General features: G+C 53.0%; 13 protein-coding genes. 6 read left to right on the forward strand and 7 right to left on the reverse strand.

Annotated features, from left to right (window positions below):
• Nucleotides 1-162 precede the first annotated feature (162 nt).
• The 6 genes from EVJ26_RS00080 to EVJ26_RS00105 form a co-directional block, all read right to left on the reverse strand.
• Entirely contained in the window at nt 163-810 is a 648-nt protein-coding gene (locus EVJ26_RS00080; RefSeq protein WP_131458620.1) for a 50S ribosomal protein L25/general stress protein Ctc, read from the reverse strand.
• 164 nt (nt 811-974) lie between these two features.
• Entirely contained in the window at nt 975-2,771 is a 1,797-nt protein-coding gene (mutL, locus tag EVJ26_RS00085; protein ID WP_131458619.1) for a DNA mismatch repair endonuclease MutL, read from the reverse strand.
• Between the two features lie 4 nt (nt 2,772-2,775).
• On the reverse strand, nt 2,776-5,307 hold the full coding sequence (gene mutS, locus EVJ26_RS00090; protein WP_131469588.1) for a DNA mismatch repair protein MutS: 2,532 nt from the start codon (nt 5,305-5,307) through the stop codon (nt 2,776-2,778).
• A 53-nt stretch (nt 5,308-5,360) separates the two neighbouring features.
• Nucleotides 5,361-5,792, reverse strand: coding sequence for a YlbF/YmcA family competence regulator (locus EVJ26_RS00095; protein WP_070327373.1), 432 nt, complete (start codon nt 5,790-5,792; stop codon nt 5,361-5,363).
• Between the two features lie 102 nt (nt 5,793-5,894).
• Entirely contained in the window at nt 5,895-6,323 is a 429-nt protein-coding gene (locus tag EVJ26_RS00100; RefSeq protein ID WP_201738300.1) for a GNAT family N-acetyltransferase, read from the reverse strand.
• A 16-nt stretch (nt 6,324-6,339) separates the two neighbouring features.
• Entirely contained in the window at nt 6,340-7,803 is a 1,464-nt protein-coding gene (locus EVJ26_RS00105; RefSeq protein ID WP_131469589.1) for a phytoene desaturase family protein, read from the reverse strand.
• Between the two features lie 142 nt (nt 7,804-7,945).
• Between EVJ26_RS00105 and EVJ26_RS00110 the strand changes: the two genes are divergently transcribed.
• The 5 genes from EVJ26_RS00110 to EVJ26_RS00135 all read left to right on the forward strand — a co-directional run bounded on the left by EVJ26_RS00110 (nt 7,946) and on the right by EVJ26_RS00135 (nt 12,533).
• Nucleotides 7,946-8,452 (forward strand): hypothetical protein, encoded by a 507-nt coding sequence (locus tag EVJ26_RS00110; RefSeq protein ID WP_131468039.1) that lies wholly within the window; start codon nt 7,946-7,948, stop codon nt 8,450-8,452.
• A gap of 110 nt (nt 8,453-8,562) precedes the next feature.
• Nucleotides 8,563-8,748 carry a P-loop nucleotide/nucleoside kinase family protein gene (locus tag EVJ26_RS14500; protein ID WP_236634079.1) on the forward strand — a complete coding sequence of 62 codons (186 nt, stop codon included), beginning with the start codon at nt 8,563-8,565 and terminating at the stop codon, nt 8,746-8,748.
• A gap of 469 nt (nt 8,749-9,217) precedes the next feature.
• Nucleotides 9,218-9,976 carry a transporter substrate-binding domain-containing protein gene (locus EVJ26_RS00125; protein ID WP_131458613.1) on the forward strand — a complete coding sequence of 253 codons (759 nt, stop codon included), beginning with the start codon at nt 9,218-9,220 and terminating at the stop codon, nt 9,974-9,976.
• Nucleotides 9,973-10,983 carry a pyridoxal phosphate-dependent aminotransferase gene (locus EVJ26_RS00130; protein ID WP_131458612.1) on the forward strand — a complete coding sequence of 337 codons (1,011 nt, stop codon included), beginning with the start codon at nt 9,973-9,975 and terminating at the stop codon, nt 10,981-10,983. The genes EVJ26_RS00125 and EVJ26_RS00130 overlap by 4 nt, the downstream gene beginning before the upstream one ends.
• 191 nt (nt 10,984-11,174) lie before the next feature.
• Complete coding sequence (locus tag EVJ26_RS00135) at nt 11,175-12,533, forward strand: glycosyltransferase family 2 protein (protein WP_131458611.1); 1,359 nt, start codon at nt 11,175-11,177, stop codon at nt 12,531-12,533.
• Nucleotides 12,534-12,576: 43 nt separating this feature from the next.
• Here EVJ26_RS00135 and EVJ26_RS00140 read toward each other — a convergent pair whose 3' ends face one another.
• Entirely contained in the window at nt 12,577-13,131 is a 555-nt protein-coding gene (locus tag EVJ26_RS00140) for a maltose acetyltransferase domain-containing protein (RefSeq protein ID WP_131458610.1), read from the reverse strand.
• Between the two features lie 88 nt (nt 13,132-13,219).
• Here EVJ26_RS00140 and EVJ26_RS00145 point away from each other — a divergent pair, with 88 nt between their 5' ends.
• Nucleotides 13,220-14,143: a DUF7916 family protein gene (locus EVJ26_RS00145; protein WP_131458609.1), complete on the forward strand. Its 924-nt coding sequence runs from the start codon at nt 13,220-13,222 to the stop codon at nt 14,141-14,143.
• Nucleotides 14,144-14,179: the final 36 nt, after the last annotated feature.

Raw genomic sequence — 14,179 nt, forward strand, 5'->3', positions numbered from 1 at the left:
ATAAGAACAAACATGTGAAATCATTAACAATATAAGCCCGGAGCGACATTTTTGCAACTGCCCATTCGAACTGTTGACATACTTTTCACATCGTAATCGGTTACATTTGTCGGATTTGTGACTAAAAAAAGCGACCCTTCGTAAAGGGCCGCATGAAACCAATTATTCTTTCTCAGAAGACTCTGTCGTCTCATCAGTCGATGCTTTAGTCGATTTTTCTGGAGCTGAAGCTTCTTCACCTTCAGTTTCCTCTTCTTCGACTGCTACCGGCTCGTTCACTGATGCGATTTGAAGATCGCCTTCAGATAAGATTTCGTAATCTTTATTCTTCGGAATATCAGCAACTGTGAGTGAGTCACCGATCCCTAGCTCGCTGACGTCGAGCTCGATCCGCTCTGGGATGTTAGCAGGTGTTGCCGAAACAGTGACTTTATAGAGTGCTTGCGACAAGAAGCCGCCTTCTTTGACACCTTTCGCGTCGCCGACGAGTGTGACGTCTGCTTCAACTTCAGTTGCCTCATCCATTTTGACTGCCATGAACTCGACGTGCTTGTATGTGTTCGTGAACGGGTCAACTTCCGTCCCGTGAACGAGTGTGTTTACTTTCTTGCCGTCGATGTTGAGTTCGATCAAGGCGTTGTCACCGTGTTCCCGGAGAATCTTGCGCAATGCCATTTCTTCAAACGCGACTGGTGTGCTTTCGACTTTGTAGCCGTAAACGACACCAAGTACTTTTCCTTCTTTACGTAAGTTTGTTCGAACCGAACGTGGTCGTAATTCTCGTGTCGTTACTTTAAGCGTGTCTGTCATAATCATTTCCCCCTACTGGTTTATGAATCATGTCTACATCTTGAGGGTGAGGCAGTGTGAACTCCACCTCTCAACCTCGATGCGTTTGACGACATGTGTATATTGTTCCCATAGCTAAGCATCCATAAACGTTACAGTCGGTTAAATTAAGATTACAACGTTTGTCACATGACACGTTTGAACAACTTCTCGAGTTCATACGTACTCCACTTCACTAAAATCGGACGTCCGTGTGGACACGTATACGGAGACGTCGTCTCGCCAAGGTCGCGGATCAACTGTCGCATCATCTCGAGGTTTAACGGATGGTTCGCTTTGATCGATCGTTTGCACGCCATCAGGATCGACGCCTGTTCGCGATATTTAGCGATATCGATCGATCGGTCCCGAATCGCCATCTCGATCAAATCACGGACTGTCCCTTCGAGATCGTGCTGCGGGTACCATGTCGGGATTTCCCGGACGAGAAACGTATTGCCTCCGAACGCCTCTAAATCGAGGCCCGCTTCTTTAAGAAGTGGGGCGACTTCTTCGATCGCAAGCGTCTCTTGTTGGGTGAACTCGAGCGTGAGCGGCAACAGCAACAACTGATACTCTTTTTCAGGCTGGCCGAGTTGGTCATAAAACAGCTCGTACTTGATGCGTTCTTGGGCGGCGTGTTGGTCGATGATGTACATGCCATCGTCCGCGCCGCAGACGATGTAACTCGCATGGAGTTGGCCGATGACGTCGAGCGCCGGCAACCGGCTTTCCGCCTTTTCAACCCCCGGTTCTTCTGGCAGCACTGTTTCGACCGGTGTCTCTTGAACGAGTGGTGTCGGCGACCAGCGACTCGGAGATGTCACCGGCTCGCGTGGGATCGGATAGTTCCATGCGTTCGGCTCAACTGCTGTGTCTGAGCGTTCGACGGTGAAATCAAGCTTCGATTGCTCTGTCGGAACGGACGGCTGTCTTGGTTTGACCGACGGAATCAACCGTTGCTCCCGAAGTGTCAGTTGAACCGTCTCCCGGATCAGTTGACAGAGTTCCTTCTCTTTTGACAGCCGCACTTCCCGCTTCGTCGGATGGACGTTGACATCAATCAGCATCGGGTCCATGTTCACTTCGAGCACGGCGATCGGGTAACGTCCGATCGGCAGGAGCGTATGATAGCCTTCGAGCACGCTTTGCGTGAGCGCGAAATTTTTGATGCTCCGCCCGTTCAAGATCAGGGTCACATACTGTTTATTTGAACGCGTCACTTCGGGCCGCACGAGGTGAGCACTCAAGCTGTAGTCATTCGTCTTGCTCGACGCCGTCACGATTTGGGCGGCGACTTGCCGACCGTAGATCGCGAGCATGACTTGCTTGATGTCCCCGTTCCCGTTCGTTCGGAGTAGCTCCTTGTCTTCATGGAAAGCCGTCAATCGAACTTCTGGGTGTGACAAGGCGATCCGGTTCAACGTGTCGGTGATGCTCGCGAGCTCGGTCGCAGACGTTTTCAAGTATTTCAAACGGGCTGGCGTATTATAGAACAATTGACTGACCGTGATCTCTGTCCCGACGTTAGCAGCAGTCGGTGTTTGCTCGATCACGACGCCGCCATGTAGCGTCATCTCAAAGCCGGCCTCATCAGCCCGGCGCGACTTTAACGTGACGTGACTGACCGATGCGATCGAGGCGAGCGCCTCGCCCCGGAATCCGAGCGTCCGAATCCGGAACAAATCATGTTCGTCTCGTATCTTGCTCGTCGCATGTCTTAAAAAAGCACGGGCCGCGTCATCCTCGTAAAAGCCGTGGCCGTTATCCCGCACTTTGATGAGCCGGATCCCGGCCTCTTCTAGCTCGACTTCCACTTTCGTCGCGCCGGCATCAATCGCGTTTTCGACGAGTTCTTTCACGACCGATGCCGGTCGTTCGACAACTTCCCCGGCCGCAATCCGGTTGGCTAACTGTTCTGGCAACTCTTGAATGATTCCCATCGACTCACCCTTTCTTCGCAGACTGTTGGAGCGCATAGAGCGCCTGCATCGCCTCGATCGGGTTCATCGCTAAAAGATCGAGCTCGAGCAATTGTTGTTTTAACTCATCTTTTGTCTCGAACAAAGAGAGCTGAGCGGTTTCATCGCTCGACTTCTTCGTTACCGGGTCAGTCGAGGCAGCGTCCGGCTCTTTCTCTTGTTCGAGCTCTGTTAAGATCGTCCGCGCTCGTTCGATGAGCGATTGCGGCAAGTCGGCCAGTTCCGCGACGTGGATGCCGTAAGACTTGTCGGCCTTGCCTGGATGAACTTCATGCAAGAAGACGACGCGTCCGTCGCGTTCGATGGCGCGGACGTGGACGTTCTCGAGCGTCGGGATCGTCGTTTCGAGGACGGTCAGCTCATGATAATGCGTCGAGAACAGTGTCTTCGCGCCGATTGAGGCGGCGATATATTCGACGATTGCTTGCGCAAGCGCCATCCCATCATACGTCGACGTCCCCCGCCCGATCTCATCTAGCAAGATCAGGCTGTTCGCCGTCGCCTCGGTCACGGCCTGGCGCGTCTCGGTCATTTCGACCATAAACGTGGACTGACCGCTCACGAGGTCGTCCGCTGCCCCGATGCGAGTGAAGATGCGGTCAAACAGCGGCAGTTCGGCCGCCTCGGCCGGGACGAACGATCCGATTTGGTGCATGATCGCGATCAACGCAAACTGGCGCATATACGTCGATTTACCGGACATGTTCGGTCCGGTGATCAACAGCATCTGACGCGAGTCGTCAAGCGTCAAGTCGTTGGCGACATAGTCACCGCGTGGCAGTACCGTCTCGATGACCGGGTGCCGGCCGCGATCGATTTGAACGTTTGCGGACGCTGTCGGGCGCACGTAGTCCCGCTTTTCGGCGACGATCGCCAAAGCGAGCAGGACGTCGAGTTCACTGAGCGACCGTGCGAGCTGCTGCAACCGTTTCGTCTCAAGTTTGACTCGGTCGCGCAGTGTGACGAACAAGTCATACTCGAGCGTGCAGCTCTTCTCTTCCGCACCGAGGATGAGCGCTTCTTTCTCTTTCAGCTCGGGCGTGACGTAGCGTTCGGCGTTCGTGAGCGTCTGCTTCCGCTCGTACCGACCTTCTTCGAGTAAACGGGCGTTCGCTTTCGTCACTTCGAGATAATACCCGAAGACACGGTTGTAGCCGATCTTTAATGACTTGATCCCGGTCGCGATCCGCTCTTGTTGCTCCAGGTTGGCGATCCACGACTTCCCGTTCGCTTTCGCTTCAAGTAACTGATCGAGCTCTTCTGAATAGCCTTTACGAATCATTCCGCCTTCTTTCGTCGAGATCGGTGGAGATTCGACGAGCGCCGCTTCAAGGAGCGCCGCCAAGTCTTCGAACGTGTCCAAGTCCTCATGGATATGATGCAACCGGCTTGATGCGACCGCTTCGAGCATCACGCTCAAAGCCGGGATGCGTGCTAGTGTGTCGCGCAATTGTACGAGATCGCGCGCGTTCGCCGTCCCGTAGCCGACTTTCGCGACGAGCCGCTCAATATCATAGACGTGTTTCAATTCGTCCCGGAGTTGGTCGCGCAGCATGAAATCGTCAAGTAAGTTCTCGACCGCGTCTTGACGCTCATGAATCGCTTGCTCTGTATAGAGCGGTTGTTCGAGCCAACGCTTTAAAAGACGTCCACCCATGGCGGTCGTCGTCTCGTCGAGCAGTGATAAGAGTGAGCCTTTCCGTTCTCCGGACCGGGCCGAGCGGAACAGTTCTAAATTGCGTGCCGTATTCGGGTCGAGCTGCATGTGGGCCTCGACCTCATAGGCGATCGCCGGCTGCAAGTGGTCGAGCGCCCGCTTTTGCGTCCGTGTCAAATAGGCGTACAGCAAATCAAACGCGCTCACTTGGGCGTCGTCTTTCGCCGATGCGGACAGTTCGCTCGACCGGCGTTCGACTTGAATCGACAGCGGGATCCCGAGCGGCTGCAACATGTCCGCGAGCTGATCGTCATCGACTAATATCTCACTCGGGACCAATCCTTCGACTTCACGGAGGACCGCTTCTTTCGTCGGCAACGTCGTCAGCCAAGATTCACCTGTCGTCACGTCACCACGGGCGACCCCGTAGGTTTCACCAACTTTGGCGACGGCGACCAAATAACGGTTGTCTTTGTCTCCGAGCGCGGCCATGTAAGTACCTGGCGTGATGACTTGGATGACTTCCCGCTTCACAAGGCCTTTTGTCGCTTTCGGATCTTCCATCTGCTCACAGATCGCGACGTTGAATCCTTTTTCGATCAACTGCTCGATGTAGACGGCTGCCGAGTGATGCGGGACCCCACACATCGGGATCGGATGCTCGGCGTTTTTGCCGTTTTTCGCGGTGAGCGTCAATTCGAGTTCTTTCGCCACGATTTGGGCGTCTTCAAAAAAGAGCTCGTAAAAGTCACCGAGCCGGTAAAATACAAAGGCGTCAGGATAATCCGCCTTGATTGAAAAATATTGCTTCATCATCGGTGTCTGATGTATCGCTTCCATTTCGTCTCACCTCTATAAAGTAGAACAGCTGACCAAAGGCCAGCTGTTGTTTTTTAGTATCCGCAACCGCCGCGTGATTTCTCCGCTGCCATGCCGCTTCCTGTTTTACCTGCGAGTACGTCGCCTTCCGTCGCTTCGATGATTCGGTCCGTCACCGAGTTGGCGAGCGTCACCGTCACGTATTGAAGGAGGTCGTTCACTTCGACTTGTGTCTCTTGGAACGCTTGGACGACCGGAATCGAATCGAGTTCGTCCATCGCCTTATCGATTTTTAGTTCGACTTTGGCAAGCGCTTCGGTCTTGCCGTAATGTTTGCAGTTGACCGCTTCTTTTTGTAAATATTTGATCCGTTTGATTAACGTTTGGACGCGTTCACTTTCGTTCACTTTCGTTTCCGCTTCTTTGAAGCGGGCCACTTCTGGAGTCTTTGCCAAAAGGTCGGCTAATTCTTTCGCTTTTTCAATCACTTGTTGGTCAGTCACTATCGTAAACCCCTTTGCACGCTATAATGTTATCGCACGTTTTCATGTGCGCATGTATTCTTCAATATTCTACCACGAACTAATCGTGAACGGTACCGCACTGCTTTAGGAAGATTTTGTTCTTTCCCGCGTCATATCGACGTGCGGGATACCGTCTTCTAAGTATTCTTCACTCGTTCGCGAAAAGCCGAAACTCGCATAGAACGGTTCGACGTATGTCTGGGCTTGTAAGTAGAGCTCGTCATTTCCAAAATCAGCGACTGCCGCATCCATCAACCTGCGAGAATAGCCTTTCCCCCGATGAGTTTGTCTCGTAACGACACGACCAATCGCGATCGGCGTTTCTTCGGCGAGCACCCGAAGTGCGGCGACAATCACACCGTTTTCTTCGATCCAGTAATGATGCGCCGTGACATCTTTCCCGTCGACTTCCTGATACGGACAATCTTGCTCGACGACGAACACCTCGGTCCGCAGCGCCAACAGATCATACAGTTCTTTCGTCGTCAGCTCATTAAATGTTTTCTTATGCATGACACCGTCTCCTTCATTATAGCTTTGCACCGAGCGCACGTCCGACGTGCAACCCGCTCGTCATTGCCCCGATCGTCCCCGCTCCCGGGAACACCGTATCCCCGCACACGAAAAAGTTCGGCAGCCGCGTCCGATAGCTCGCGGCATGGAACAGAGCCTGACGCGGTGTTTGCGCATAGCCGCCGACAGCACCGTGCGGTCGTCTCGTATATTTCACCCACGCTCCTGGACCCCCGGGAAGGAGGACCGCTGATTCGCCCGTCCAGTCCGGAAACGCCCGCTTCACGGCCGAGATGAGACGCTCGGTCCATATTGCTTCTAGTTTCTCATAGGTGGCCCTGTCTTTCCAATCGTCCCACTCTGATAAATCGATATGCGTCGAGACCGTCACGGTCCGTTCGGGGAGAGACGTCCGTAACACGTCGTCCGGAGCCGACATCGAGATGAAGGCATGGCCGGACGGCAGGTCGTCCGTATACACTTGTTGGAATAAGGGCCGGTCCAGACAGACGCGCTCGGGCAACGTCACGTATAGACTGAACGTGCCCCATTGCGATTGCTTCAACTGACGTCGATATTGCCCGGCAAATCGACGCTCGTCAGCACCGTTGAGCAAGCGATGTGTCGCCTCGAGCGGGATCGCGGCAACGACGATGTCGACGATCTCAAGCCGGCCCCGGCGATCGGTCAATAACCAGCCGTCGGCGACGCGCTCGATTTTCATGATTTGACGACCGAGCAGCGTCGTGCCTCCGCTATGTCGAATCGAGCGTTCCAAGGCGTGAGCGAGTGTGTACAATCCACCTTCGACGTAAAATGCTCCTTCATGATAAATCGATAGCGCGACGGTCGCGAGCAAGTGACTCGCCTCGCGTGCTCCCGTCTGCAAACTATCGAGTAAAATGCCGTCGATGAATTGCTCGAACGGTGTCCCGCCCAACCGATGACGTCGCAACGTTTCATGTAGCGGACGATATAGTTTTACGAGTGCCGCTACTTGATTCGGCCGAAATCCGCGAAATGCGGTCAGCGCATCGTCAAGCGTCCGGAGCGGTAAAGCCGGCAACCGTTCGAACAACGGTCGAATTCTATCAAAATCCGTCCATACTTCTTGAAAGAATGACCGGATATCCGACTGCAGTTCCGGAAACTTTACGCTCAGTTCATCGAGAAACGCTTGGCGCGCTTGATAATAAACGACCGTTCGATCGTTCAAGTGGACGTGCATCACTTCGTCGAGCTTCTCGACTGCGACCGACTCGTTCAAATAGTCGAGCACGCGTTGATGGAGACCGCCTCGTTCGAAGCCCATCCCGAGCGTCGCCCCGGCCGGGAAGCGGTAGTCCCCGCGGTCGAACTTGCCGGCACATCCACCCCATTCGCGCGATGACTCAAAAACAATCACGTCATGTCCCGATCGACTAGCGAGAGCCGCCGCCGTCAACCCGGCGATCCCCCCGCCGATAACCCCGATTTTCATCTCCATCCCCTCCTGACTTCATCATACATCCGGTCGTCCTATTTTTGACGATTGAACGTGCTGCTCGTGACATTTTTCAAGTGTTAGGCAGGGTTCTGACAAACTATGGCGAAAAAACTCGATAAAGGACAGGTGAAGCCATATGCAAAGTCGGGTCATCATTTATTTGCTCATCCCTATCTTGATCTTTATCGGGATTCTCATCACGCCGCCGTCGGAAGAATCGCAAAAACTCGCGACGATGACGGCCGTCAACATTCAAGAGATGATTCCATATGAACGAGAATACACGGCGCAAGAAGTTTTATTCGAAGCGAATCAAAACGATCACGAAGCCGTGATTGAGGAATGGCGGCTCGAACGTGGGGCCCGAACGACGTACAGTTACGTACTTCGGCTGCAAGGTTTCGAAACGGTGCTCCAAATCGACGCCGGTGCGGCTAATACCCGGTCTGACGGTTATTACGCGATGCAGGCCCACAGTCCGATTTATGAGGCGGACGAGCCGCTGTCGATCGGCTATCCGCTCGTCCTTTTTGCCTCGGAGCAACGGCTCGTACTGAGTCAGATGGAAGTCCGAGTCATTTACGAAGAAGACGGAGCGTTGAAAAAATGGAACATCACCGCAAAAGAAGACATGAACAAATGAATGAGATTGACGACCTCGTCCGCTTCGTTGACGAGGCGTTGCTCCCGTTCGGTGGCAGGTTATTCGCCGGTTTCAGCCGTGGTAAATCAAACGAAAAGTGAGGTGAAACAATGTTCTTTTTACAAATGTCCGGATTTCCGGGTTCCGGCAAATCGACGCTGGCCCGTGCCATCGCGCCTCAGCTCGATGCGATCATCGTCGACCATGACGTGACGAAGACAGCGTTGCTCGAATCAATGGTGGATCATCCGCCCGACCCGGCACTGGCCGGAAAAGTCGCCTATGACATCGATTAGGCGCTTATTTCGTTCAATTTGTCACTAAGGCGGAACGTCATTCTGGACAGCCCTTGCCTGTATGATGTGATGCTTGAACGCGGATTGCCACTCGCCGAAAACTATGGCGCCACTTATCGCTACGTCGAGTGTGTCGTCGACGACGTCGATGAAATCAATCGCCGCCTTTCCGAGCGCTAACAAACGATTAGTCAAATCGAATCCGTTTCCCCGGACGACTTTCACCGAAGCATCGCCGACAGTAAAAAACCACCTTCCATAAAAACATTGACCAGCGACACGAGTCAGCCGCTCCATAGTTATATAGAGAACGTCGTCGATTACGTCAAAATGGAAGAGTAACTGCTCCATGAGTCGACGATCTCACAACCGTGGATTCATTTTTTTTGCGAAGATTGTATTTTTATGCTTTACAATTAATAATTATGCAATTACACTTAGTCTCATATCTTGAAGGAGGAATTTATACATGAAAAAGTGGATCGTTACTGGGGGACTAGTCGCAAGCGCATTATTAGCGGGATGCAGCCAAGAGACAACGGGAGAAGAAAAAAAGACACTCGTCATGGGCACAAGTGCTGATTACTTCCCGTATGAGTTCGTTGATACGGCGAACGGGGATGAGATTGTCGGCTTCGACATCGAGATTGCCGAAACCGTCACAGAGCGTCTCGGCTATGAGTTAAAGATTGAGGACATGGACTTCGGCAGTTTGCTCGGAGCCTTGAACGCTGGACGGATCGACTTCGTCATGGCCGGCATGACGCCGACCGAAGAGCGGAAAGAAAACGCGTCGTTCTCGGACATCTATTTGTCGGCGACGAACTTGATTATGACAAAAGATGAATCGTTAAAAGAAATCGAAGCGCTAGCCGGTAAGAAGATCGGTGTCCAGACCGCTTCAATTCAAGAGAATATCGCTAAAGACCAAGCGCCAGACGCTGAACTCGTGTCGTTGAACAAGATTCCAGAAATCGTTCAAGAGTTGAACACGGGCCGCATCGACGCGATGGTCATCGAAGACACGGTCGCTCAAAAATACTTAGACCAAGACGCGGGTTTTTATACGTTCGCGCTTAAAGAAGACGGCGAGAAAGGATCGGCGGCCGCTTTCAAATTGGAAGACGATTTGCGTGATCAGTTCAACGACGAGTTGAACAAGATGATCGACTCAGGGGAGATCGATGAGCTCGCTAAAAAATGGTTCTCGATGGAGCCGACGGAATGAGGCAAGTCGACCTCCCAATCTATCCCGTCACTTACCCGGAAGGATATCGATTGAATCAAAACGAAAGCCAGTTCCCGGCGCCGAAGCGGTTGCATGAACAGCTGGCAACGATCTCTTTCCATGACTTGCACGAATATCCGGTCCAACCGATCGATGAACTGTTCACCCGCTACGCGGCCTATGCTGGCGTCGAACCGAACCAGTTGCTCGTCGGCTGTGGCAGTGACGAAATGATTCACGTCGTCACGCAGGCGCTCTTGTCACCAGAAGACGTCGTCTTGTCACCGAGTCCTGACTTCTCGCTCTACCCGATCTTCACGACGATTGCGCACGGTCGGCATGTTCAGGCGGACGATTTATCGTATGAGGCGCTCGCCCTGGCGATTCAGCAACATGCACCGAAGCTGTTACTGTTGTCGAACCCGAACAATCCGACCGGTAAGTTGTGGACGGTCGGTGAGTTGACCGAACTGGCAGGCCTCGTCCCTTATTTGATCGTCGACGAGGCGTATATCGATTTCACGCCTGCATCGAGTATCGTCAAGCACTTGAATGAACTGACGAACGTGATCGTCTTACGGACGCTATCAAAGGCGTTCGGCTTAGCCAACGCCCGTCTCGGGTTTATGATCACGACGACCGAACTCGCTCAGTATTTCCGGCAATTCGTCCCTCCGTTCAATATAAGCGGTGTGAGCGCGAAAATTGCCAACGTCTTTTTGGCTGATGCGACCTACTTGAACGAGTCAATCGCTTGGCATCACGATATGCGGGTCAAGTGGTCGGAGTTACTCGGGACGATCGGTCAAGTCCAGCCAGCTGAGGCGAATTTTTTATACGTCACACTCGACCAGCCCGAAGCGGTTTGGTCTCACTTAGCCGAACACGGCATCCATACGTCGCGTCAACCGGACGGGATCCGCGTCACGCTCGGTAACGAGCAAGCACTTGCCCTTGCTCGACAAACATTGATTGCTTGGGCGCACACATCAGAAACAATTTCATAGCTAAAACTAAAAACAGGACCCAGGTCCTGTTTTTAATTTGGGTCAATATTTTTTATGCACGACGCATCATTTGTTGACTTTATAAGCATTCCCCATCAAAATTCAATTTGCTGTCTGTATATCTAACTTGAACGATAAATTTTCAATATTAGACAAGCTCGTTTCCATTGAAACAGAATTGAGGACATCACATGATTTCACGAAATGAACCGGTCGAATCGAGATGGGGACGCAATCGCATCGGGAATCGTTGGTATTGGACGATTTTGACTCGCTTTTGGTTGGCGCACGGTTTTTCATGGCTCTGGTTATTGTTTTCTATCTACATTTCTTTACCTTGGTTGACCGATTTGGCTGCAGTGACGAATTGGGTGCTCGCCTTGTTCATCATCGGTGGTATCGCTTACGTCCCGGGCTATTTGATGGCATTCTTGCTCGCGAGTCTCGTTCTCGATCGGCAGCCGCCGTTCACAAACGAACATCCGGACGAAGCCGTGACGGTCATGATTGCCGCCTACAACGAACAATCATCCATCTACGAGACGATTCGTTACGTGACACTGCAAGACTACACGGGACCGCTCCAAGTATTCGTCATTGATAACAACTCAAGCGATGCCACGTCGGCCGAAGTGATACGGGCGCAAGAAGATTTCGCCTTACAAATCGAGCTATTGCATGAACCGAGAGCCGGGAAGTTCCAAGCGCTCAATTACGGTTTAACGAAAGTGACTACCCAATACATCATCACGCTCGATGCCGATACGTTGATTCATCCGTCCGCGATTCGCTATTTGGTCGCACGGCTCGTGTCGAGTCCGAAAGACGTCTGTGCCGTCGCCGGCAGCATGCTCGTTCGCAATAGCCGCAGTTCGTTTTGGACACGGCTTCAAGAGTGGGATTATTTTCTCGGCATCGCATCAATCAAGCGGCTTCAAGGGCTTTACCAAGGGACACTCGTCGCTCAAGGTGCGTTCAGTTTGTACGAGACCGATGCCGTCAAACGAGTCGGTGGTTGGCCAGATGCGATCGGGGAAGACATCGTTCTCACGTGGCGACTCCTTGAAATGAAGCGTCGCGTCTATTTCGAACCGCTCGCCGTCGCGTTCACGGACGCACCTGAATCGTTCCGCCACTTTGCGCGTCAACGGTCGCGTTGGGCCCGTGGGATGATCGAGGGATTGCAAGAAGTGAAACCGTGGCGTCAGCCCCAGCTTTATACGAAGTACTTGACCGGGGTCAATTTGATCATGCCGTATCTCGATATCGCCTTCACGTTCTTCTGGATCCCAGGTCTCGTTCTCGCTCTGTTCGGTCATTATTGGATCGTTGGACCGATGACGCTCCTCGTCCTGCCATTGACCGTCCTTAGCTATGGACTGCTCTACTTCTACCAACGGGACTATGTATTCAAGAACTTGAACTTACGGGTACGTAAAAACTTCTTCGGATTCATCTTTTTCGTACTGAGCTATCAATTGTTCATGTCCCCGATTTCCGTTTGGGGTTATGCCCAAGAAACGCTCAACGTAAAACGAGTCTGGAAATGAACAACGCCCCGTCTAGACATATCCAGACGGGGCGTTGTTGCCTTTAAGGGATCAGCTTGATCACTCGGGCCGGATTGCCTCCGACGACGGCACGGGCCGGCACGTCTTTCGTCACAACCGCACCTGAGGCGATGACTGTGTCATCCCCAATCGTCACGCCCGGATTGATGATGGCCCCGCCTCCGATCCAGACGCGATGGCCGACCGTAACCGGCTTACCGTACTCGAGGCCAGAAATTCGTTCTGTCGGGTCGAGCGGATGGGTCGCCGTGTAGACGTGGACACCGGGACCGAGCATACAGTCATCCCCGAACCGGATCGGACAGATATCTAAAAACACGCAGTCGAAGTTCGCAAAAAAACGGTCCCCGAGATGAATATTGTATCCGTAGTCACACTTGAACGTCGGTTCTAGGTAGAACGATGCCCCGGTCGAACCGAACAGTTCACCGAGTACTTGCTTGCGGACGTCGAGCTCATCGATCCCGGACTGATTGAACCGCTCTGTCAGACGTCGCGCCTGTCGCCGGTCAGCGACGAGTTCCGAATCAGCGGCCAGATAAAGTTCACCTTGAATCATCTTTTCTTTTTCTGTCATGTTTTCGCCTCCATTCTGTTTTATTATAGAGGGATATTGGCACGAATAGGGAATAGGAAAATGGACGAATCTGAGGAGGTAGTTGACTATGAAACGCATTCTTGATTGCAAAGCGAGTGATTTCTTGACGTTCAACCGTAACGATTTGATTGAGTCGATCCGAAAAGCCGAAGGCCGGACCGTGCTCGCCGAGGTCATTCCGACCGTGCAGCCGCTCTATCCCGAAGTGACGAACGCCGAGCTCGCCCGGGCGTTCGGCGCCGACATGATCTTGCTCAACATGCTTGACGTGTTCCATCCGTACATAAAGGGACTTGAAAGCCACGCCTTATTCGGCGACATCCCGGGTGAGACGATGTCCGACAATCCGATCACGGAATTAAAACGGCTGATCGGACTGCCGGTCGGTGTCAATCTCGAGCCTGTCGACTTCAGCGAGAAGTCCTCGGACATGTTCGACGTGAAACAAGGCCGACTGGCGACGCAGGAAGCGTTCACCCGCGCTTCCGAACTCGGAATCGACTTCGTCTGTTTGACCGGTAATCCGAACACCGGTGTCACGAACGAGGCCATCGAAAAAGCGATCATCACGGCCCGGTCTGAATTTGCCGGCGTCATCATTGCCGGGAAGATGCATCAAGCGGGTGTCGGTAACGTGATCGACCGTGATGCGTACGTCCGCTTTGCCGAAGCTGGTGCCGACATCATCTTGATTCCCGCGCCAGGAACCGTCCCAGGTGTCCGTGAAGACGAGTTCTATCACGTGACGCAAGAAATCCAAGCACTGAACAAGCTCGTCTTGGCCGCCATCGGAACGTCACAAGAAGGCGCCGACGAAGGGACGATCCGCGACATCGCCTTATCATCAAAACGCGGCGGTACCGACATCTTCCATATCGGCGACGCCGGTCTGTCCGGAATCGCCACACCTGAGAATATTCAGGCGTTGTCGATCGCCATCCGCGGACGCCGTCATACGTACATCCGTATGGCCGCTTCCGTCAATCGTTAACCACAAAGGGAAGGAAGCCGCGGCTTCCTTCCCTTT

The sequence above is a fragment of the Exiguobacterium sp. SH3S1 genome (assembly GCF_004337105.1).
GTDB lineage: Bacteria > Bacillota > Bacilli > Exiguobacteriales > Exiguobacteriaceae > Exiguobacterium > Exiguobacterium aurantiacum_A.

Coding starts and splice junctions, on each gene's coding strand:
- EVJ26_RS00080 (WP_131458620.1), bottom strand. CDS start 810: ATGACAGACACGCTTAAAGTAACGACACGAGAATTACGACCACGTTCG.
- mutL (WP_131458619.1), bottom strand. CDS start 2,771: ATGGGAATCATTCAAGAGTTGCCAGAACAGTTAGCCAACCGGATTGCG.
- mutS (WP_131469588.1), bottom strand. CDS start 5,307: ATGGAAGCGATACATCAGACACCGATGATGAAGCAATATTTTTCAATC.
- EVJ26_RS00100 (WP_201738300.1), bottom strand. CDS start 6,323: ATGCATAAGAAAACATTTAATGAGCTGACGACGAAAGAACTGTATGAT.
- EVJ26_RS00105 (WP_131469589.1), bottom strand. CDS start 7,803: ATGAAAATCGGGGTTATCGGCGGGGGGATCGCCGGGTTGACGGCGGCG.
- EVJ26_RS00110 (WP_131468039.1), top strand. CDS start 7,946: ATGCAAAGTCGGGTCATCATTTATTTGCTCATCCCTATCTTGATCTTT.
- EVJ26_RS14500 (WP_236634079.1), top strand. CDS start 8,563: ATGTTCTTTTTACAAATGTCCGGATTTCCGGGTTCCGGCAAATCGACG.
- EVJ26_RS00125 (WP_131458613.1), top strand. CDS start 9,218: ATGAAAAAGTGGATCGTTACTGGGGGACTAGTCGCAAGCGCATTATTA.
- EVJ26_RS00130 (WP_131458612.1), top strand. CDS start 9,973: ATGAGGCAAGTCGACCTCCCAATCTATCCCGTCACTTACCCGGAAGGA.
- EVJ26_RS00135 (WP_131458611.1), top strand. CDS start 11,175: ATGATTTCACGAAATGAACCGGTCGAATCGAGATGGGGACGCAATCGC.
- EVJ26_RS00140 (WP_131458610.1), bottom strand. CDS start 13,131: ATGACAGAAAAAGAAAAGATGATTCAAGGTGAACTTTATCTGGCCGCT.
- EVJ26_RS00145 (WP_131458609.1), top strand. CDS start 13,220: ATGAAACGCATTCTTGATTGCAAAGCGAGTGATTTCTTGACGTTCAAC.